Origin of the sequence: Amycolatopsis sp. cmx-4-54 (genome assembly GCF_046548895.1) — a bacterium.
Lineage (GTDB): Bacteria > Actinomycetota > Actinomycetes > Mycobacteriales > Pseudonocardiaceae > Amycolatopsis.
Genome location: NZ_JAEBEJ010000006.1, coordinates 462,137 through 482,629, shown reverse-complemented (window position 1 = coordinate 482,629; position 20,493 = coordinate 462,137). Strand labels below are relative to the sequence as shown.

19 protein-coding genes and 1 pseudogene are annotated in these 20,493 nt (G+C 69.5%); 6 read left to right on the top strand and 14 right to left on the bottom strand.

The window, feature by feature from the left end:
• Positions 1 to 37: 37 nt before the first annotated feature.
• Positions 38 to 1,594 (bottom strand): glutamine-hydrolyzing GMP synthase, encoded by a 1,557-nt coding sequence (guaA, locus tag ACLJQ7_RS22930; RefSeq protein WP_410650202.1) that lies wholly within the window; start codon positions 1,592 to 1,594, stop codon positions 38 to 40.
• Between the two features lie 126 nt (positions 1,595 to 1,720).
• Between guaA and ACLJQ7_RS22925 the strand changes: the two genes are divergently transcribed.
• From ACLJQ7_RS22925 to ACLJQ7_RS22915, 3 genes are read left to right on the top strand one after another with little or no spacing between them, the layout of a single operon-like run.
• Entirely contained in the window at positions 1,721 to 2,257 is a 537-nt protein-coding gene (locus ACLJQ7_RS22925; protein ID WP_410650201.1) for a DinB family protein, read from the top strand.
• 45 nt (positions 2,258 to 2,302) lie between these two features.
• Positions 2,303 to 3,337 carry a zinc-dependent alcohol dehydrogenase family protein gene (locus tag ACLJQ7_RS22920; protein ID WP_410650200.1) on the top strand — a complete coding sequence of 345 codons (1,035 nt, stop codon included), beginning with the start codon at positions 2,303 to 2,305 and terminating at the stop codon, positions 3,335 to 3,337.
• A gap of 18 nt (positions 3,338 to 3,355) precedes the next feature.
• Positions 3,356 to 4,801, top strand: a complete 1,446-nt coding sequence (locus ACLJQ7_RS22915) for an aldehyde dehydrogenase family protein (protein WP_410650199.1) — start codon at positions 3,356 to 3,358, stop codon at positions 4,799 to 4,801.
• On the opposite strand, the gene ACLJQ7_RS22910 is transcribed toward ACLJQ7_RS22915, so the two are convergent.
• The 4 genes and pseudogenes from ACLJQ7_RS22910 to ACLJQ7_RS22895 form a co-directional block, all read right to left on the bottom strand.
• The gene (locus ACLJQ7_RS22910) at positions 4,798 to 6,234 is read right to left on the bottom strand and encodes an FAD-binding oxidoreductase (RefSeq protein WP_410650198.1); all 1,437 of its coding nucleotides are present in this window, start codon (positions 6,232 to 6,234) and stop codon (positions 4,798 to 4,800) included. The two genes, ACLJQ7_RS22915 and ACLJQ7_RS22910, sit on opposite strands and share 4 nt — an antisense overlap.
• Before the next feature lie 64 nt (positions 6,235 to 6,298).
• Positions 6,299 to 6,562 (bottom strand): annotated as a pseudogene (locus tag ACLJQ7_RS22905) (ATP-binding cassette domain-containing protein); the annotation flags it as partial.
• A 55-nt stretch (positions 6,563 to 6,617) separates the two neighbouring features.
• A complete protein-coding gene (locus ACLJQ7_RS22900) occupies positions 6,618 to 7,340 on the bottom strand; it encodes a maleylpyruvate isomerase N-terminal domain-containing protein (RefSeq protein ID WP_410650197.1) in 723 nt (240 codons plus the stop codon).
• Between the two features lie 9 nt (positions 7,341 to 7,349).
• Positions 7,350 to 9,056 (bottom strand): GMC oxidoreductase, encoded by a 1,707-nt coding sequence (locus tag ACLJQ7_RS22895; protein ID WP_410650196.1) that lies wholly within the window; start codon positions 9,054 to 9,056, stop codon positions 7,350 to 7,352.
• 120 nt (positions 9,057 to 9,176) lie between these two features.
• Here ACLJQ7_RS22895 and ACLJQ7_RS22890 point away from each other — a divergent pair, with 120 nt between their 5' ends.
• Complete coding sequence (locus ACLJQ7_RS22890; RefSeq protein ID WP_410650195.1) at positions 9,177 to 9,554, top strand: hypothetical protein; 378 nt, start codon at positions 9,177 to 9,179, stop codon at positions 9,552 to 9,554.
• A 111-nt stretch (positions 9,555 to 9,665) separates the two neighbouring features.
• On the opposite strand, the gene ACLJQ7_RS22885 is transcribed toward ACLJQ7_RS22890, so the two are convergent.
• The 3 genes from ACLJQ7_RS22885 to guaB form a co-directional block, all read right to left on the bottom strand.
• Positions 9,666 to 10,799 carry a GuaB3 family IMP dehydrogenase-related protein gene (locus tag ACLJQ7_RS22885; protein ID WP_034304399.1) on the bottom strand — a complete coding sequence of 378 codons (1,134 nt, stop codon included), beginning with the start codon at positions 10,797 to 10,799 and terminating at the stop codon, positions 9,666 to 9,668.
• 160 nt (positions 10,800 to 10,959) lie between these two features.
• Positions 10,960 to 11,430, bottom strand: coding sequence for a DUF3574 domain-containing protein (locus tag ACLJQ7_RS22880; RefSeq protein WP_410650194.1), 471 nt, complete (start codon positions 11,428 to 11,430; stop codon positions 10,960 to 10,962).
• A gap of 80 nt (positions 11,431 to 11,510) precedes the next feature.
• On the bottom strand, positions 11,511 to 13,022 hold the full coding sequence (gene guaB, locus ACLJQ7_RS22875; RefSeq protein WP_125680005.1) for an IMP dehydrogenase: 1,512 nt from the start codon (positions 13,020 to 13,022) through the stop codon (positions 11,511 to 11,513).
• 135 nt (positions 13,023 to 13,157) lie between these two features.
• On the opposite strand from guaB, the gene ACLJQ7_RS22870 reads away from it, so the two are divergent.
• Positions 13,158 to 13,544 carry a DUF5319 domain-containing protein gene (locus ACLJQ7_RS22870; RefSeq protein WP_005166667.1) on the top strand — a complete coding sequence of 129 codons (387 nt, stop codon included), beginning with the start codon at positions 13,158 to 13,160 and terminating at the stop codon, positions 13,542 to 13,544.
• Between the two features lie 110 nt (positions 13,545 to 13,654).
• Here the strand turns inward: ACLJQ7_RS22870 and ACLJQ7_RS22865 are convergent, their stop codons facing one another.
• The 5 genes from ACLJQ7_RS22865 to ACLJQ7_RS22845 form a co-directional block, all read right to left on the bottom strand.
• Entirely contained in the window at positions 13,655 to 14,596 is a 942-nt protein-coding gene (locus ACLJQ7_RS22865) for an anti-sigma-D factor RsdA (protein ID WP_410650193.1), read from the bottom strand.
• The gene (locus ACLJQ7_RS22860) at positions 14,597 to 15,169 is read right to left on the bottom strand and encodes a sigma-70 family RNA polymerase sigma factor (RefSeq protein WP_026467317.1); all 573 of its coding nucleotides are present in this window, start codon (positions 15,167 to 15,169) and stop codon (positions 14,597 to 14,599) included.
• A 380-nt stretch (positions 15,170 to 15,549) separates the two neighbouring features.
• Positions 15,550 to 16,146, bottom strand: coding sequence for a response regulator transcription factor (locus ACLJQ7_RS22855; protein WP_003073605.1), 597 nt, complete (start codon positions 16,144 to 16,146; stop codon positions 15,550 to 15,552).
• A gap of 140 nt (positions 16,147 to 16,286) precedes the next feature.
• Positions 16,287 to 17,126: a hypothetical protein gene (locus tag ACLJQ7_RS22850; protein WP_410650192.1), complete on the bottom strand. Its 840-nt coding sequence runs from the start codon at positions 17,124 to 17,126 to the stop codon at positions 16,287 to 16,289.
• 9 nt (positions 17,127 to 17,135) lie between these two features.
• Positions 17,136 to 18,047, bottom strand: a complete 912-nt coding sequence (locus tag ACLJQ7_RS22845; protein ID WP_410650302.1) for a MerR family transcriptional regulator — start codon at positions 18,045 to 18,047, stop codon at positions 17,136 to 17,138.
• Positions 18,048 to 18,295: 248 nt separating this feature from the next.
• On the opposite strand from ACLJQ7_RS22845, the gene ACLJQ7_RS22840 reads away from it, so the two are divergent.
• Positions 18,296 to 18,598: a WhiB family transcriptional regulator gene (locus tag ACLJQ7_RS22840; protein ID WP_037335869.1), complete on the top strand. Its 303-nt coding sequence runs from the start codon at positions 18,296 to 18,298 to the stop codon at positions 18,596 to 18,598.
• Between the two features lie 222 nt (positions 18,599 to 18,820).
• Here ACLJQ7_RS22840 and groL read toward each other — a convergent pair whose 3' ends face one another.
• Positions 18,821 to 20,434 (bottom strand): chaperonin GroEL, encoded by a 1,614-nt coding sequence (gene groL, locus ACLJQ7_RS22835; RefSeq protein WP_410650191.1) that lies wholly within the window; start codon positions 20,432 to 20,434, stop codon positions 18,821 to 18,823.
• Between the last annotated feature and the right edge of the window lie 59 nt (positions 20,435 to 20,493).

The following is a 20,493-nucleotide window of genomic DNA, read 5'->3' as shown; positions in this document are numbered from 1 at the left end:
CGATTAGGGGGCTAAACGCAGGTCGGCCCGGGATCGGTCACTCCCACTCGATGGTGCCCGGCGGCTTGGACGTGACGTCCAGGACCACTCGGTTCACCTCGGCGACCTCGTTGGTGATGCGGGTCGAGATCCGCTCCAGGACCTCGTAGGGCAGTCGCGTCCAGTCCGCGGTCATCGCGTCCTCGGACGACACCGGCCGCAGCACGATCGGGTGCCCGTAGGTCCGCCCGTCGCCCTGGACGCCGACGCTGCGGACGTCGGCCAGCAGCACCACCGGGCACTGCCAGATCTCGCCGTCCAGCCCGGCCGCGGTGAGTTCCTCGCGCGCGATGGCGTCCGCCGCGCGCAGCGTCTCGAGCCGCTCGGCGTCGACGGCGCCGATGATCCGGATGCCGAGCCCCGGGCCGGGGAACGGCTGCCGCTGCACGATCGTCTCCGGCAGCCCGAGCTCCAGCCCGACGCGCCGCACCTCGTCCTTGAACAGCAGGCGCAGCGGCTCGACGAGCTCGAACTGCAGGTCGTCGGGCAGCCCGCCGACGTTGTGGTGGCTCTTGATGTTCGCCGCGCCCTCGCCGCCGCCGGATTCGACGACGTCCGGGTACAGCGTGCCCTGGACCAGGAACTTGTAGTCGCCTTCGGCCTTGAGATCGCGCTCGGCCTGCTCGAACACGCGGATGAACTCGCGCCCGATGATCTTGCGCTTCTCCTCGGGGTCGGTGACCCCGGCCAGCGCGTCGAGGAACCGGTCGCGCGCGTCGACGGTCACCAGGTTCACCCCGGTCGCGGCGACGAAATCGCGCTCGACCTGGGTGCGCTCGCCGGAGCGCAGCAGACCGTGGTCGACGAACACGCAGGTCAGCCGGTCACCGATGGCCCGCTGGACCAGCGCGGCGGCCACGGCGGAGTCGACGCCGCCGGAGAGCCCGCAGATCGCCCGGCCGTCGCCGACCTGCTCGGCGATGCGCTTGACCTGGTCGTCGACGATGGACGACGTCGTCCACTGCGGCTTGATGCCCGCGATTTCGTGCAGGAAGCGGCGAAGCACCTCCTGGCCGTGCGGCGAGTGGTGCACCTCGGGGTGGTACTGGACGCCGGCGAAGCGGCGCTCGACGTCTTCGAACCCCGCGACGGCGGCGCCGTCACTCGAAGCGGTCACGGTGGCGCCCTCGGGGGCCTTGGTGACGCTGTCGTTGTGGCTCATCCAGGCGAGCTGGTTGCCCGGGAGGCCGGCGTGCAGCACGCCGCCCTCACCGGCGACGCGGACCTCGGTGCGGCCGAACTCGCGGATCCCGGTCGGCTCGACCGTCCCGCCGAGGGCCTGCGCGAGGACCTGGTGGCCGTAGCAGATGCCGAGGATCGGCACGCCCGCGTCGACCAGCCCGGGGGCCAGGGCGGGAGCGTTCTCCGCGTACACACTGGAAGGACCACCGGAAAGGATGATCGCGGCGGGGTCCTTGGCGAGGATGTCCTCGGTGGTGGCGGTGTGCGGGACGACCTCGGAGTAGACCTGCGCCTCACGCACGCGCCGCGCGATCAGTTGCGCGTACTGCGCCCCGAAGTCCACGACGAGTACCGGACCGGTGGGACTGGGCACCTGAAACCTCCAGATCAGAGCAGTACGCTTCCCCACCATCGTCCCAGGTGGGCCGGGTCACCCCGCCGCCAACCCCCTCACGATTCGGGACAGCGGATGACCGCGAGGCGTCCTACCTTCCGGAACATGGACATCGACTGGAGCAAGGAACTCTCCGAACAGCTCGACTGGCACTGGACGCAGCATCTCCGGCCCCGGCTGGACACCCTCACCGACGACGAATACCTCTGGGAACCCGCCGAAGACTGCTGGACGATCAGCCCCGACGAGAACGGCGCTTTCACGATCGACTGGGCGTATCCGGAGCCGTCCCCGCCGCCGGTGACGACGATCGCGTGGCGCCTGGCCCACATCGTCATCGGCGTCTTCGCGATGCGGACCGCGTCGCACTTCGGCGGTCCGCCCGCCGACTACCAGACCTTTCCCTACGCGGGCTCCGCCGAGGAAGCGCTGAAGCAGCTCGACGACGCGTACGCGCGCTGGCGTGACGGCGTCCGCGGCCTCACCGCCGAAGACCTCCAGCGCCCCTGCGGCGAAGCCGAAGGCCCATACGCGGAGTACCCATTCGCGACCCTCGTCCTGCACATCAACCGGGAGGCCATCCACCACGGCGCCGAGGTCCTCCTGCTCCGCGACCTCTACAGATCGCGTTTAGCGGGCTGAACGCGACGCGCCCATACTGGGGGCCGGCCGAGGAAAGGACCCGACTTGCGAGCGACTCTCATCTACGGCGCGGGTGACGTACGCGTCGAGACCGTCCCGGACCCGAAGCTGAGCGCACCGACCGACGCCCTCCTCCGCGTCGTCCGCTCCTGCATCTGCGGCAGCGACCTCTGGCCGTACGGCAGCATGCCCACGCGCGACCGCGGCGTCCGGATCGGGCACGAGTTCCTCGGCATCGTCGAGGCCGTCGGCTCCGACGTCACCACGCTCAAGCCCGGCGACCTGGCCGTCGCGCCCTTCGTCTACTCCGACAACACGTGCCAGTTCTGCCGTGAAGGCCTCCACACCTCCTGTCTGCACGGCGGCAACTGGGGCGCGAAGGGCGTCGACGCCGGCCAGGGCGAGGCCGTCCGCGTCCCGCAGGCCGACGGCACGCTGGTGAAACTGCCGCAGACCGAGGACGACGACCTGCTCGCCTCGTTCCTCACGCTCTCCGACGTGTTCGCGACCGGCCACCACGCCGCGGTCAAGGCGGGCGTGAACGAGCGCACCACCGTCACTGTCATCGGTGACGGCGCCGTCGGTCTCTCCGCCGTTCTCGCGGCGAAGCGCCTCGGAGCCGAGCACATCATCCTGATGGGCCGTCACCGGAGCCGCACGGACCTCGGCCGCGAGTTCGGCGCGACAGACGTCGTAGCCGAGCGCGGCGACGAAGGCATCGAGAAGGTCCGAGAGCTGACGAACGGTGAAGGCACGCACGCCGTCCTCGAATGCGTCGGCACGAAGCCCGCCTTCGAGATGGGCGTCGGCGCGGTCCGCCCCGGTGGCACGGTCAGCCGCGTCGGCGTGCCGCAGTACGCCGAGGGCCCGATCGGCCCGTCGCTCTTCCGCCGCAACATCACGGTCACCGGCGGCGTGGCCCCCGCCCGCCACTACATCCCCGAACTGCTCGAAGACGTCGTCGAGGGCAGGTACCAGCCGGGCAAGGTGTTCGACCGGACCATCGGGCTCGAAGAGGTCCCCGACGGTTACCGCGCGATGGCGGACCGCGAAGCGCTCAAGGTGCTCGTCAAACCCTGACTGGAATACCTTGTCCCCATGGACATGATCACTCCGGAGCCGCGCCCCGCCTGGATCGCCGGACGCCCCGAGCAGGGCGCCTCGACGGTCACCGTGCATCACCCTTATGACGGCAGCGAAGTCGCCACCGTCGCGGTGCCCGGACCGGAGCAGGTCGAACGAGCGGTGAGCGCGGCGGCGAGCGTCGCGAAGGAGTTCCGGCGTTCCTCGGCGCACAGCCGCGCCGCGGCGCTCGACCACGTTTCGCGGGTCATCGCCGGCCGGGCCGAGGAGATCGCCGAGGTCATCACCGCCGAGAACGGCAAGCCGCTCAAGTGGGCCGAAGCGGAGGTCCGGCGCGCGGTGTCGGTGTTCCGGATCGCGGCGGAAGAGGCCCGCCGGTTCAGCGGCGACCTGCAGCGCTTGGACACCGACCCGGCGGGCGAGGGCAGGCTGGCGCTCACCCGGCGCATCCCGCGCGGCCCGGTGCTGGGCATCGCGCCGTTCAACTTCCCGCTGAACCTGGTGGCGCACAAGGTCGCGCCGTCGCTCGCGGTCGGCGCGCCGATCATCGTCAAACCCGCCCCGCGCACGCCACTCTCCGCGCTGATCCTCGGCGAGATCCTGGCCGAGACGGATCTGCCGGAAGGTGCGTTCTCGGTGCTGCCGCTCGGCAACGAGGAGACGTCGGCGCTGGTCGCGGATCCTCGGCTGCCGGTCGTGTCGTTCACCGGATCGGGTCCGGTCGGCTGGTCGATCGCGGACGCCGCGCCGCGTAAGCACGTCGTGCTCGAACTCGGCGGCAACGCGGCCGCCGTCGTCCTGCGCGACTGGCCGGATCCCGAAGGTGCCGCGGAGCGCATCGCGACCTTCGGCAACTACCAGGCCGGACAGTCCTGCATCGCCGTGCAGCGCGTGATCGTCGAACGCGAGGTCGCCGAGGAATTCGTGCCCGCCTTGGTGGAAGCCGTGCGCGCACAGCGAACCGGCGACCCGTACGACAAGAACACCGACGTCGGCCCGGTCGTCGACGAGGCCGCCGCGGAGCGGATCGTGGCGTGGATCGACGAGGCCGTCGCCGCGGGCGCGAAGCTCCTCACCGGCGGCAAGCGGGACGGCGCGACGGTGGAGCCGACCGTGCTCACCGACGTGCGACCGTCCACAAAGGCCTGGGCGGAGGAGATCTTCGGACCGGTGCTCGCCGTGTCCATTGTGGATGGTGTCGACGAGGCTTTCGCTTCGGTCAACGAATCCGCGTACGGCTTGCAGGCAGGCGTGTTTACCCGCGACGTGCATCTGGCCTTCTACGCGTCGACGGAACTCGAAGTCGGCGGCGTGATCATCGGCGACGTCCCGTCCTACCGCGCGGATCAAATGCCGTACGGCGGCGTCAAGGGATCGGGCGTCGGCAGGGAAGGCGTCCTCGCCGCGATGCACGACCTCACCGAGGAACGGGTCACCGTCTTCACCGGCATCGACCTCTAGTCCGGGGTGACGGCCTGCGCGAATCCGAACACCTTGTCCGGGTCGTAGGTCTTCGCCACCTGCTTGAGGCGGGTGGCGTTGCCGCCGTAGTAGGCCGTCATCCAGTCGGGCAGGGCGGGGTCGATGTAGTTGACGTAGCCCCCGCCCAGCCCGAGCCCCGTCACCACCTCCGCGACGGAATCCGTTGCCGTGGAACGGTTACGTGCGTCCGCCTGGCTGTAGATCTGCACACTGCCGAGTGCTTTCCGATGCCAGAACGCGGTGGCGTCCGGGGCGATGTCGGCGACGGCGCCGCCGAGACCGTCGACCAGCAGGTCCATTCCGCGCCTGCCCTTGAGGATCGACGTCAGCTTCGCGGGATCCGCCGGCTCGCCGAGAATCCGCGATGAGGCCACAAAGGACTGACGGCTTTCGCTGCCGGAAAAGTGCTTCATCGCGCCAAGATAGTCGAGCTGCTTCACCGTCCGCGTCCCACCGACCTGGTCGAGCAACCGGGCAAGTGAAGCGGAATCGCCGACGTAGCAACCGGAAATCCGCGCACCGACCGGAGATCCGCCGGACAGCACCACGTTCGCCCACAACTCCGGCGGGGCTTCGGGAAGCCAACGCTGCCACTCGGCGAGAACGTCGTCCGCGCTGCCTGCCGGGAAACGCAAGGAGAACACCGAAACGGCCGACGGCGCCGGATCCGTGCGGAAGGTGAACGAGGTGACGACGCCGAAGTTCCCGCCTCCCCCACCGCGCAACGCCCAGAACAGCTCCGGCTCGGAATCAGCCGACGCCATCCGGAGTTTCCCGTCCGCCGTGACGACCCGCGCGGACACCAGATGGTCACACGTGAGACCGTATTTCCGGGCCAGGACGCCGATTCCGCCGCCGAGTGTCAGCCCGGCGATCCCGACGCTGGGACAGGAACCCGCGGGCAGGCAACGGCCGGCGTTACCGAGAGTCGCGTAGACGTCCTTCAGTTTCGCGCCCGCGCCGATCACGACCTGTTCACCTTGGACGTCCACTGAGGACATTCCACTCAGGTCGATCATCAAGCCGCCGTCGGGAACCGAATAGCCGGCGTAACTGTGGCCACCACCGCGCGCGGCGATGGGAACCCGTCTCGCGGCGGCGGAAATGGCCGCCTGCACGTCTTCGGGCTTGGCGCATTTCGCTATGGCAGCGGGATTGAGCCCATCGAAGGCCGGGTTGAATACGCGTTTGGCACTGTCGTAACCGGAATCCCCCGGCAGGAGCAGGGAAACCTTCGTCCGCAAGGCCGCCCAGTCCGGCGGACCGGACGGCGGCGTGACGCCGGTACTCGGCGGCAACGACGTTCCCGGAGCGGAACTGGGCGCCTGCGCGGGAGGCGCGGCGGAACACGCCGTCGCGGCCACCCCGGCCACGGTCGCGCCGGCGAACTTGAGGAACGCCCTTCTCTCCATGCCCGTTAGACGTCCAGCGGGCGAGCAGGTTGCGGCACTACCCCCGAAAGTGTACGACCAGCGGCGCCAGGTCGAGGTAGGTGATCGGCTCGTCGAGCAGGAGCAGGCCGGTCTCATGCGCCGGCGTCATCGAGATCCACGCCCGCTGCGACAACAGGCCGATCATCTTGGCGATCTCACGGATCGGCAGCTTGTCGATACACTCACCGTCGAGCAGCACCGCGCCCTGGCGTGGCTTGAGCAACTGCGCCAGCGCGCGCAACAGGGCCGACTTGCCGCAGCCGTTGGGCCTGCAGGAGGCGCACGCCATGCTGGACGACATCGCCAAGCAGTTCGGCGTGGACTCGTTCCGTAGCTGATCCAGTCTTCTTTGGACGGTGCCGTCACAGCCAGCGTGGCAGCGTCGGCACATCACCGTCCAAAGAGGAACCATCGCTGCGGCCGGTGACCCAGGCCAGCACTTCGCCACGGGTCCCGGTCAGCGTCGTCAGTTGCCCTTCGCTCATCCGCCACTCGTGGCGGTACCCGTCGTCTTCGGCGGCGACCAGGAGCACGGCGGGCAGTTCGCCGCCGTACATCCCGATGGCGTTGCCGACGACGGTGTCGAACTCGTCACCGAGCAGATCGGCGACGCGGGTGAAGTCGTAGCCGAGGTCCAGATCGGCGAGATGGATCGACGTCTCGGAGAGCCGGAGCCAGAGCACGAACTCCGCCGGGATTTCCCGTCCCTGCCGGGCGCGCACGCGGACCTGCCACGCGGCGTCCGGCAGGCTCTCCGCGACCTGGACCAGACGCGCGGCGGAGCCGACGACGTCCTCGGCGATGTCCTCGACGGACCGGTACGCGCCCTTCTCGATGTCGTGGTCCCTGACCGACTCGCCGACGTACATCGGCGTCTCGATGCCGGATTTGGCCCAGGTGAGCAGGTTGACCAGGCCGTCGGCGTTACGCGCGAGATGGGACAACAGATGCGCTCGCGTCCAGCCGGGCAGCGCGCTGGGACCGCGCACGGCCTCCTCGTCCATCCCACGCACGACGCGCTCCCATTCGTCGTGCAGGGCGCGGACGCGGTTCAGCAGGGCGTGTGCGCGTTCGGAGGCTGTCACACCCCTAAGTTACCGCCGAAGCGCCGCGGGCGCGTCCGCCGGAACGGACGGGTTCTTCGGCGCGATCGGTTCGAGCCGTGCGTACGGCGAGTCCTGCGACGGCCTGCTGTCCTGTTCGCCCTTGTTGGGCCAGAACGAGAAGGCCCGCTCGGCCTGCGCGGTGATGGTCAGCGAGGGGTTCACGCCGAGGTTGGCCGTGATCGCCGAACCATCCACAATGGACAATCCGGGATAGTTGAACACGCGGTGGTACGGGTCGATCACGCCGTTGTCGGGTGCCGTGCCGATCGGGGCGCCGCCGATGAAATGCGCCGTGAGCGGGATGTCGAAGATCTCGCCCCAGGTGCCGCCCGCCATGCCGCCGATGCGCTCGGCGGTGCGGAGGTTGGCCTCGTGCCCGGCGGGGATGAAGCTCGGATTCGGCTCGCCGTGGCCCTGCTTGGACGTGTACTTGCGGCGGCCGAAGAGCCCGCGTTTGGTGTACGTGGTGATGGAGTTGTCGAGGCTCTGCATCACCAGCAGGATCACCGTGCGCTCGCTCCAGCGGTAACCGTTGAGCAGCTTCACCGTCTGGACCGGGTGCTTGAGCATGAAGTTCACGGCCTGGCGCCAGCGCGGGACCGCCGAATCGCCTTCGGTGGCGATGGTCTGGAGCAGGCTCATCGCGTTGCTGCCCTTGCCGTAGCGCACGGGCTCGATATGCGTGTTCTCGTCGGGGTGGATCGACGACGTGATCGCGACGCCGCGGCTGAAATTCCGCTCCTCGTCGACCGAGGTCCGGGCGGCGCCGATGATGGCCTCGGAGTTCGTGCGGGTCAGTTCGCCGAGACGCGGCGAGAGCTTCGGCAGCTTGGCGGTGTCGCGCATGCCGTGGAGCAGGTTCTGCGTGCCCCAGGTGCCGGCGGCGAGCACCACCTGCGCGGCGGTGAGCTTGTGCCGGAACCTGCGCGAGGTGGTCCCGGTCTTCTTGATGCTCACCTCGTACCCACCTGCGTTTAGCGGGCTAATCGCGCTCACGGTGGTCAGGGGGATGACCTTCGCGCCGTCCTTCTCCGCGAGGTACAGGTAGTTCTTGACCAGCGTGTTCTTGGCGCCGACGCGGCAACCGGTCATACAGGCGCCACATTCGGTACAGCCGGTGCGCGCCGGGCCCGCGCCGCCGAAGTACGGATCCGCGGCGCGCTCCCCCGGCTTGCCGAAGTACACGCCGACGGGCGTCGGGTGGTACGAATCCGGCACGCCCATGTCCTCGGCGACGCCCTTCATCACGACGTCCGACGGCGTGACGCTGGGGTTGGTGACGACCCCCAGCATGCGGCTGGCCTGGTCGTAGTGCGGGCCGAGCTCGGACTCCCAGTCGGTGATGTGAGACCACTGCGGGTCGACGTAGAACGGCCTCAACGGCCGGTACAGCGTGTTCGCGTAGACCAGCGAGCCGCCACCGACGCCCGCGCCGGCGAGCACCATGACGTCCTTGAGCATGTGGATGCGCTGGATGCCGAAGCAGCCGACCTGGGGCGCCCAGACGTAGCGGCGAAGGTCCCAGGACGTCTTCGCGAACTCGTCGTCGGCGAAGCGGCGGCCCGCCTCGATGACGGCGACGCGGTAGCCCTTCTCGGTCAGGCGGAGGGCGGCGACACTGCCGCCGAACCCGGAGCCGACGACGATCACGTCGTAGTCGAAGTCGTCTTCAGTGGTGGTGTTACTCGCAGTCACACCCTCGACTGTAACCCCGGCCACCCCTTCTGACCAGAGGTAAGTTACTCGTCGGTTACCTTCCATCCGAATGCACGAACGCGGCTGGGGCATCATCGACCGGTGGATACGGATGCCCCGGTGGCGATCGATTTGACGCGTGACGAGCGCACGGTGCTGCGCTGTGGCCTGGCGGAATGGGGTGGGCCGGCCGCGTGCACCGACGAGCTCGCCGTCGCGATGGGCTTCAAGGACGTGACCGACCTCTTCGAGCAGGCGCGAAGGTTGCGCGCGGCGCTGGCCGACGAAGAACCGCTACGCGCGTCGGAATGGCGTAAGACTCTCGTCGCGACCGAGATCGTGTTCGCCAGCGACGTCTTCGGCTCCGGGATGGACTGGTCGATCACCACGGGCTTCGCGGACGACGAAACCCTCCCGATCCTGCGGGACCTCCAGCGGAAGATCGCCCGCGCCCTCGGTCCCTCTCGCTACCGCCCCCGGCCGCCGGAGCGCCTTTAGCGGGCTAAACGCGATACAGGAGGGACGCATGGGGCTGATGGGACACCTGAGCACAAAAACGGCCCGGATCGCGATTAGGGGGCTAAACGCGATCCGGGCCGGGAGCGAGCGTCAGCGGCGGACGGTCAGGCCCACCCGCTGGAACTCCTTCAGGTCCGAGTAGCCCGTCTTCGCCATCGCGCGGCGAAGCGCGCCGAAGAGGTTCACGACGCCCTCGGCGTCCGAGGACGGCCCGAAGAGCAGCGTCTTCAGGTCGACGGCGTAGTCCGGCCCCAGCGCCACGCGCGAACGCGGCAGCGACGGGTGCGCGGCCGCCGACGTCCAGTACAGCCCCTGCCCCGGCGCCTCGGAGGCGGCGGCCAGCGGCGCGCCCAGCATGACCGCGTCGGCACCGCAGGCGATGGCCTTGGCGATGTCGCCGGACGTGCTCATCCCGCCGTCGGCGAGCACGTGGACGTACCGGCCACCCGTCTCGTCGAGGTAGTCGCGGCGCGCGGCGGCGGCGTCGACGATCGCCGTCGCCATCGGCGTCCCGATCCCGAGCACGCTGTCGGTGCTCGTCACGCCGCGGCTGGCCCCGTGGCCGACGATGACGCCTGCCGCGCCGGTGCGCATCAGGTGCATCGCGGTGCGGTAGTCGCTGACGCCGCCCGCGATCACCGGGACGTCGAGCCGTCCGATGAAGTCCTTCAGGTCCAGCGGCTCGGCGTCCCGCTGGACGTGCTCGGCGGAGATGATCGTGCCCTGCACAACGAGGATCTCGACGCCCGCCGCGAGCAGGTCCGGCGTCAGCTCGGCGGCGTGCTGCGGGCTGACCCGCGCGGCCACGGTGACCCCGGACTCGCGGACGGTCTTGATCGCCTCGGTCAGCAGGTCCAACCGGATCGGGGCGGAGTGCAGTTCCTGCAGCTCACGCACGATCGCGGTCGGGTCCTCGGTGTCCTCGGCCGCCCGGACGAGGCGGAAGATCGCGTCCTCGACGTTCGGGTGCCGCGCCCACAGTCCTTCGGCGTTGAGGACGCCCAGCCCGCCGAGCTCGCCGACGGCCACCGCGGTTCCCGGCGACACGATCGCGTCGGTGGGGTGGGTGACCAGCGGCAGCTCGAAGCGGTACGCGTCGATCTGCCAGGCGGTGGACACGACCGAAGACGACCGGGTGCGCCGCGACGGCACGATCTCCACGTCATCGAGGTCATACGCCCGCCGCGCGGTGCGGCCCATGCCGATCTCGACCAGATCCCGCACGTCAAGTCCCTTCTCACCGACGACCGTTACACCCCATTGTCGCTAGGCCGCGTGGGTGACCTGCGCACGGGGCACCCGAACCGGGCCGGAAGTCACACCAGCCCCATGTGCCCCACCGTTTCACGTTTAGCCCGCTAAAGGCGCTCCGGGGGTCGGGGGGTCAGAAGGAGACCTTCTCCACGGAGTCGGTCCGGAGGACGGATTCCTGTGCGAAGGCCTTCTTGTAGTCGGTCCGGATCTCTTCGATCTCACGGTTCGCGTCGCGGTCGCTGAACGGATACACGACGACGATCACCTTCGACTTCTCCCGCGAGATCACGCCGTCCGAACCGCGCCACTGGCCGCGCCCGGTCAGCTCGGTGAACCCGTCCGGGAACCTCGGCGTGATCACCTTGTCGGTGAACGCGGCGAACTCGGCATCGGTCAGCTCACCACCGCCCGGCTTCGTGGTCCCGAAGTACAGCTCGGTGCGCTTCCACACCTCACCCGGCGACGCCTGGAAGGCGACGGCCTCGGGCGTGGACGGTGCGGCGGAAGCGGCGGGGACGGCGGAAGCGGCCACCCCGCCGCCGAGCCCGAGGGCCGCGGCGGCGAAGACGGCCAGAGCGGTCCGGCGCGACGTGAAAGACATCGGTTCCTCCCAGGAGACTTGATCAGCGAGCCAAGTCTCCCGGGAACGGAACCGGATCGGTAAGTGTCCTAAAGGGCGGACTAACGGGTGGTGTAGTTCGGGGCCTCGACGGTCATCGTGATGTCGTGCGGGTGGCTCTCCTTGAGCCCGGCCGCGGTGATCCGCACCAGCTGCGCCTCCTGCAGCTCGGGGATCGTCGACGCGCCCGCGTAGCCCATGCCCGACCGCAGCCCGCCCACGAGCTGGTGGACGACGTTCGCGAGCGGCCCACGGAACGGGATCCGTCCCTCGATGCCCTCGGGGACCAGTTTGTCCTCGCTCAACACGTCGTCCTGGGCGTAGCGGTCCTTCGAGTAGGACTTCGCCTGGCCGCGCGACTGCATGGCGCCCAGCGAGCCCATCCCGCGGTAGGTCTTGAACTGCTTGCCGTTGACCAGGATCAGGTCGCCAGGCGATTCCGCGGTGCCCGCGAGCAGGCTGCCGAGCATCACCGTGGAAGCGCCGGACGCGATCGCCTTCGCGATGTCACCCGAGTACTGGATGCCGCCGTCGCCGATCACCGGGATCCCGGCCGGGCGCGCCGCCTGGTCGGCCTCGTAGATCGCGGAGATCTGCGGGACGCCGACCCCGGCGACGATGCGGGTAGTACAGATGGAACCGGGGCCGACACCGACCTTGATCCCGTCCGCGCCCGCATCCACCAGCGCCTGCGCGCCTGCCCTGGTCGCGACGTTGCCGCCGACGATGTCGACGGTGTCGCCCAGTTCCTTCTTCAGCAGCGCGACGGTCTCGACGACGGCGCGGGAGTGCCCGTGCGCGGTGTCGACCATCAGCACGTCGACCCCGGCGTCGGCCAGCGCCATCGCGCGCTTGTGCCCGTCCGGGCCGACGCCGACGGCGGCACCGACGATCAGGCGGCCGTTGGTGTCCTTGGAGGCGTTCGGGTACTGCTCGGTCTTGACGAAGTCCTTGACCGTGATCAGCCCGCGCAGCTTGCCGGCGCCGTCGACGATCGGCAGCTTTTCGATCTTGTGGCGGCGCAGCAGGCCGAGCGCGGCCTCCGCGGTGACCCCGACCTGCGCGGTGACCAGCGGCGGCTTCGTCATCACCTCGTGCACCGGGCGCGTGTGGTCGACCTCGAACCGCATGTCGCGGTTGGTGATGATGCCCACCAGGCTTCCGGCCGCGTCCGTCACCGGCACACCGGAGATCCGGAACCGGGCGCACAGCGCGTCGACCTCGGCGAGGGTGTCCTCGGGCGAGCAAGTGACCGGGTCGGTCACCATTCCCGCCTCGGAGCGCTTCACGACCTCGACGGCGGCGGCCTGGTCGTCGATCGGCAGGTTGCGCTGCAGCACGCCCATTCCGCCCTGGCGCGCCATCGCGATCGCCATCCGGCCTTCGGTGACCGTGTCCATGGCGGCGGAGACCAGCGGGATGTTCAGGGTGACGTTGCGGGAGAGCCGGGTGCGGGTGCTGACCGCACTGGGCACCACGTCGGACTCGGCCGGCAGCAGCAGCACGTCGTCGAAGGTCAGCCCGAGCATGGCGAACTTGCTCGGGACGGGGGCGGTGACGCTGTCGCTGGTCATAGCAGGCGAAGGGCCTTCCTGGCGGTGTTGAAGGGGAGCCGCCGTAGCTGTTGGCATCACGGCGCGGGCCTGCCCCTCATGATATCCGGGCCGGGCGGCCGCCCGGCCCGGGTGGGCGCCCGGTAGCGTGCAGACGTGCCGCAAGATGCGTTGCCCCCAGACCCGTTCGCGGATGACCCGGACGACCCGGCCCGCGCGTTCATCGACGACGCCGACCGGCTCGACGAGCCGATCAGCGACGAAGAGCGCACCGAGTTGCTGGCCGACCTCTCCGATCTCGCCGTCTACCAGGCGCTCCTCGAGCCGCGTGGGGTGCGCGGGATCGTGGTCGACTGCGGTGAATGCGACGAACCCCACTACCACGACTGGCATCTGCTGCGCGCCAGTCTCGAGCAGTTGCTCGCCGACGGCCGCATGCGGCCGCACGAGCCCGCGTTCGACCCGAACCCCGGCGACTACGTGAGCTGGGACTACTGCCGCGGGTTCGCGGACGGTGTCACGGCCAACGAAAGCGCCTACTGATCGCGTTTAGCCCGCTAAAGGCGATCGCCTTTAGCGGGCTAAACGCGATTTGAGACGGCGAAGGGCCTGGTGAGAGAGATCTCACCAGGCCCTTCGGCGTTTGCGGGGTGCTACGTCGTCTCGCCCGCGGCGGGTGCCTGCGCTCCGGCACCCGGCGTCGGCTCGTTCCGCGAGCCACCGGGGTCGTTGCCCGAGGCTGGCGGCGTCGTCGACGTCGTGGGCGGCGGCTCGCTGCTCGTGGTCGGCGGAGTCGGCGAGGGGGTCGTGGTGCCCGGCAGAGTCGTGCCGGGGTTGCCGCCTCCGGGCAGCGACGTCGGCGAGGGAGTCGGCTGCGGAGTGGGCTGCGGCGTGGTCGCGACCGGTGTCTGCGACGGCAGCTGCTGATCCGGCGGCAAGGGCTGCTGACCGGGATTCTGCAACTGAGCACTCAACTGGCGGTGCTGTTCGAGCAGCTGACCGCGGTTCTCTTCGTCGGTCACCTGACTCAGCGCGGCCTGGGCCTCGTCGAGCGCCTTGCGGGCGTCGTCGAGGCGCCCGCCGGCGAGCGCGAGGTTCGCCTTCTCGAGATCGAGTTTGGCCGCCGCGGCGGCCTCGACCGACCGGGCGTGGTCGGCGTAAAGCACTTTGGTCAGGCCCCAGAGCGTGTCACCAGGCTGCGCGTCCTTCGCGGCGAGACCGGTACCGGCGAAGGCGATGGCCAGGACGGCCGCGGCGGCGGCCACCGGGACCAGCAGCCGGCGTCTTCCCCCGTGTTTGCGGGCGAGCGCGGCGGTCTTCACGGTGACGACGGCGGTGTCGACGTCGACGAGTTCCGCGAGCGGTTCGCTGTCGATGTCACGCCGCCAGGCCAGCAGCAACGCGTTGAGCTCCTGATCGCCGAGGTCATCGGCCATCTTCGGATCCGAGCCACCGAGCGCGTCGAGCAGCGCGTCGTCGGCCTGAACGGCCGACAGATCCGCGGCGAACTCGGCCTCCGAGGGCGTCAGCCCTCTTTCGAAGGCCGTCAGTTCACGATCGGTCCCAGGGGAGAACCGATGGTCGCGATCGGTCACTCAGATCACCTCCTCAGCGGCCAGAACCTTACGTAGGCGCGCGAGGGCGCGATGCTGGGCCACCCGGACGGCGCCGGGCGTGGACCCCACGGCCTCGGCGGTCTCCTCGGCGGACAATCCCACGACCACCCGCAGGACCACGATCTCACGCTGTTTGTCGGGGAGGACCCGCAGCAGCTGCGACATGCGCTCGTTCAGCTCGCCCTGGAGGGCACGCTGCTCGGGACCGACGCCGCCCTCGACCTCGTCGGGGACTTCGGCGACCGGTTCGGCGCGGTTGCGGGCCGCGGCGCGATGCGCGTCGGCCACCTTGTGCTGGGCGATCCCGTAGACGAAGGCCAGGAACGGGCGGCCCTGATCACGGTACGAAGGCAATGCCGTGAGCACCGCGAGACACACCTCCTGAGCAACGTCGTCTGCGGAAGCGAACGAACGCTCCTGCCTGCCAACCCGAGCGCGGCAGTACCGCACTACCAAAGGACGGATGGCCGCCAGCAACCGCTCGACCGCTTGAGGATCACCCTCAACAGCAGCGGCGACCGGCTCATCCAGTCCGTCCCCCACATTGGCCATCGCAGACAACAGTCCCAGTGTTACGTATAGGCGTGCAAAGAGTCCGGCGTGTGACTTCGGAATCCACTACCGGTGACAGCTACCGTACCGCTCGGGCTCGCCGCCTTCGTTGACGGCCGTCATCGGCGCGCCGCCCTGTCGGCGAGCACGCTGAACCCGGATCTTCCTGGTCCCTTTCGCTCGTGGTCGAACTTTCAACGAGCCGGAACACAGCGAGGTACGACGGTCCGCCCGGAGGCGGACTCGCTCGGGCCAGGGTGCCCGAGCAGTGAACGTAAAGGCGCGAAGCGTGACAGGGAACACAGGTACGGGCCGGGGTACACCCCCGGCCCGTTCGTCACCCGTTGTGCGATCTCGCCGTAGAAATCAAGAAAGCGGTGTCAGGAAACAAGCCCACGGCGGAATCCGTGGGCGACCGCCTGAGCGCGGTCTCGCACGCCGAGCTTGCGGAACAAGCGGCGGGCGTGGGTCTTCACGGTGTCTTCGGACAGGTACAGCTCGCGGCCGATCTGTCCGTTGCTCTTGCCCTGGCTCATCCCGCGAAGCACCTGAAGCTCTCGCTCGGTGAGCTGGACGCCGGGGTCGGACGGCTGACGCGGCGCCGGCACCGAGGTGCTGGCGAGCGTGTGCGCCAGTGCGGCGACCAGCTCGGGACGCGAGGCGTCCCAGCGCAGGTAGCCGCGAGCACCGCCGGCGATGGCGGCGGCGATGCTGCCCGCGTCGTCCGGGGCGCCGAACACGATCACGTTCGCTTGGGGGTTCGCCGAGACGAGCCGCCGGGTGGCTTCGACGCCGGTCGGGACGGCGCGCTGGGTACCGACCAGCACGACGTCGACCGGCTGACGGGAGTACCGGGCCAGCAGCTCGTCACCGTGCGCTACGCAGTCGATGCGACTGACCCCTGGTACCGCGGACATCACTCGAGTGAGCCCTTCGCGGACACTGCGTCGGTCGTCGCAGATCAAGACCGTCGTCACGGGGTTTCCTTCCTGCAGCCGGGTGACATTCCACTTCCCCTATCGGACGCTTTAGCCCGAACCTTGACACGATCCGGTGGCTTTTTTGAAAGTTTCTTAGCCCGGTTGCCGGAATGGGCCCTCCAACAGGCTAGACGCCCTCAGCGGGGGACCCACGGAGATTCCCGTGCGAGCCGCCTCCCGCAAGGATCTGCGTGCCGTAACACTGCGTGCAACAGTTCGGCACCTCTGAATCGATACTCATCGGCGTGTCCTGCCGAGAAGTCGGCCGAGACCCGGCATGCCACCCACAGAAGTGAATTGAATTCGTATTTCTCGGCGGTTTCCCGCGCGCTCTCGACCAGCGCTTTCGCGCGGTCCCGCTCAGCGGAACCGGCATTCACCATCGTCACGCCGAGTACAAGCTGTGATTTGACGACGTGCCGGGCGGCACCCCGCGCCAGCGCCGTTTCCAGTGCCATTTCCGCAGGTGCGATCCCCGCGGCGGAAATGTTACTCGCCAGTTCGATTTCTGCGCCCACCCAACCGGCCCTGGTCCGGGTCCGCCAGTTGCCGAGGTGCACGTCCGCACGAGCGAGCAACCGCCGGGCGGCGGCCAGCCTGCCGAGCCCGAGATTGTCCGCCGCGAGGCCGAGGAGGGCGTCCGCCCGCGCCCCCTCGGCGTCCAGACCGTCGGGGTCGGGTTCGGCTCGCGGCTCCGTGATCACCCGCGCGAGCGCCTCGCCGTCGAGGACGAGAGCCGCCGCGTGCCCGCCCAGCTGCCGCCGATGCGAAGCCAGCGTGCTCGCGGCCAGCGACGCGACCACCGGATCCTTGCCCGCGCGCAAACCGCTCAGCAGCGAGGCCGCCGCCGCGTACCGGCCGCGGGCGCCGAGCCCGATCGCGGCGAGCAACCGGCCACGAGGCGACGCGGGCACCGCGAAGGGACTCGGCGGTGGCACGCCGTCGCCGAACGCGGCGGACCGCAAGGACGATTCCATGCGTCCTTTCTATCGCCTCGCACCGACAAGAACGTGCTCTATCCGGTCGGCGGCGGTCGTCAGTTCGCCGAGCAGTTCGATCTTGTCCGGGAGGGTGGCGGGATCCCAGCCGGGACCGCACGCGAACAGCCTGCTGCGCTGACGGCCGCGGGACACCCTGGCGAACAGGCGCGGGTCCGCGGTCGCGTGCCTGCCCGACCACAGGACCACCGCCGCCGGGACGCTTCGGCGCACGGTCACCGCGAGCACTTCGGCGGGCAGGGACGCCCCGAACAGCTGAGCGCCGATCCGGCGTCCCGCCAGCGCCGCGGCGAGCGCGTACATGGGCAGGTTGTCGCGCTCGTCCGGGACGCAGGTCAGCAGGACCGGGCGCTGGTTTCGCGGTTCGCGCAGCACCGGCGTCGCGCGGACGAGGGCGGCGTACACGCATTCGGCGAGCAGGTACTCGACCTCCGCGCCGGCGCTGACACCGCGCCAGCGCGCGCCGAGCGCGGTCAGGACCGGCGACACGACACCGGTCCAGGCCGGCAGGACGCCGAGTTCGCGGATCGTGTCGGCGAGCATGCGCTGGACCGCGCCGAAGTCCATCGCGAGCGCGGCGGTGCTCAAGCGTCGGGCGAGACGGGACGGGACGTCATGATCGTCGGCGGGCGGCGTGGCCCGCTCCTCCACTTGGACCATGACGGCTTCCGGCGGCTCCGTCGCCGTCCTGGGCATCTGCTCCAGTGCGTACTTCGCCGCTTCAGCCGTCGAGGCGCCGCGAAGCAACGCGCGCTGCATCAGTTCGAGGCGGCCGATGTCGGAACTGCCGTAGCGACGGTGACGGCCATTGGTGTGGCGACTCGGTCCTACGCCGTATCTGCGGTCCCAGGTGCGCAGGGTGGACGGCGCGACCCCGAGCCGACGAGCGACCGAGGCCACCGGCAGGGTGGGTTCTTCACTGCTGATCCGAGATCCCACTCGACCCAATATCCAGGCAGGCAGGGACCGGGGCAACCGGAACGGAAAGTACCGCTCACACATCCGGGGGATGCCTAACGGCTGAATCGTCTTGAATCTCTTGAACAAGTATTGGCGCGCTTCTAACGTTACCGCCGTTGCACCGAATGGAGTATCCGCAGCGCAGCAGAGCAGGTAAACGCTTCGACCGGATGACGGAGGCGGTCAGGATGGCGGACACACGCAGGCTCCCGGGGCCCAACGCGGATGTATGGGACTGGCAGCTCGAAGGGTCGTGCCGAGGCATGGACAGCGCGTCCTTCTTTCACCCTGACGGCGAGCGGGGGCCGGCGAGAGCCCGCCGCGAGGCGAGGGCCAAAGCCGTGTGCCTGGCCTGTCCGGTACTGGCCATGTGCCGGAACCACGCGCTCGCCGTGCACGAGCCGTACGGGATCTGGGGCGGACTGTCGGAATCGGAACGCGAGCACATCATCAAGGCGGACAAGCGCACATTGAGCATGTCGAACGGCTGAACCGGCCGAGTCGGCGACGCGGCAGGGCGGCATCCGGGTGGGGTGCCGCCCTTCCGCGTCTCCGGCGCCGGAGCGCGATTAGGGGGCTAAACGCAGGTCGCGCCGGGCCCGGGCACCCACCCCACCCAGATCGCCTTTAGCCCGCTAAACGCAGGTCGGCGCCGGGCACAGCAAAACGGGGCGGCACTCCGGCTGGAGTACCGCCCCGCTTCGGGGATGGAACTAGTGCGCGTGGCCGTGACCGGCCGCGGCGGGCTCCTCCTCGACCGGCTTCTCGACGATGGAGCTCTCCGTCGTGAGCACGAGCCGGGCGATGGAAGCAGCGTTCGCCACCGCGGACCGGGTCACCTTGACCGGGTCGACGATGCCGGCGGCCAGCAGGTCGGTGAGCTCACCGGTGGCGGCGTTGAAGCCGTGCCCCCAGCTCTGCTCCTGGACCTTGTTCACGATGACCGCGCCCTCGTGGCCCGCGTTGGTCGCGATCCAGAACAGCGGGGCGGACAGCGCGTCACGGACGATGCGGACACCGGTCGCTTCGTCGCCCTCGAGGCCGAGGCCGCCTTCGAGCTCCTTGACCGCGTGCACGAGCGCCGAGCCACCGCCGGGCAGGATGCCCTCTTCGACGGCCGCCTTGGTCGAAGCCACGGCGTCCTCGATGCGGTGCTTGCGCTCGTTCAGCTCGGTCTCGGTGGCCGCGCCGACCTTGATCACCGCGACACCGCCGCCGAGCTTCGCCAGCCGCTCCTGCAGCTTCTCGCGGTCCCAGTCGGAGTCGGTGTTCTCGATCTCCTTGCGGATCTGCGCGACGCGTCCCGCGATGTCGTCCTTGGTGCCGCCACCGTCGACGAGCGTGGTGTCGTCCTTGGTGACGACGATCCGACGCGCGTTGCCCAGCTGGGCCAGCGTGGTCTCGGACAGCTTGTGCCCGATCTCGGCCGAGATGACCTCGCCGCCGGTGACGACCGCGAGGTCGTCCAGGAACGCCTTGCGGCGGTCGCCGAAGAACGGCGCCTTGACCGCGACGGCGGTGATCGTCTTGCGCAGCGAGTTCACGACGAGGGTCGACAGCGCTTCGCCGTCGACGTCCTCGGCGATGATCAGCAGCGGCTTCTTGGCCTCGACGACCTTCTCCAGCACCGGGAGCAGGTCGGCCAGCGCCGAGATCTTCTCGCGGACGAGCAGGATGTAGGCGTCCTCGAGGATCGCCTTCTGCTCCTCCGGGTTGGTCGCGAAGTGCGCCGACAGGAAACCCTTGTCGAACTGCACACCCTCGGTGATCACGAGCTCGGTCGCCAGCGTGGACGACTCCTCGATCGTGATGACACCGTCTTCGCCGACCCGCTCGACGGCCTCGCCGAGCAGGGCGCCGATGGCCGCGTCACGCGAGGTGACGGTGCCGACCTGGGCGATGTTGTCGCGTCCCTTGACCGGGGTCGCCTTCTCCTTGAGGACCGCGATGACCTTCTCCGCGGCGGCCTCGATGCCACGGCCGACGGCGGTCGGGTTGGCACCGGCGGCGACGTTGCGCAGGCCGACCTTCACCAGCGACTGCGCGAGCACGGTCGCGGTCGTGGTGCCGTCACCGGCGACGTCGTTGGTCTTGGTGGCGACACTCTTGGCGAGCTGGGCACCGAGGTTCTCGAACGGGTCGTCGAGCTCGATCTCGCGAGCGACGGTGACGCCGTCGAGGGTGATGGTCGGGCCACCGAACTTCTTGTCGAGCACGACGTGGCGACCGCGCGGGCCGAGGGTGACCTTGACCGCGTCGGCGAGCTTGTTCACCCCGCGCTCGAGCGCGCGACGAGCGTCCTCGTCGAAACTGATCTGCTTGGGCATGGCGTGTTCCGCTTACCTTCCAGTTCTAAAGCTCGGAAAACACGAACGCCCCGGTCCCC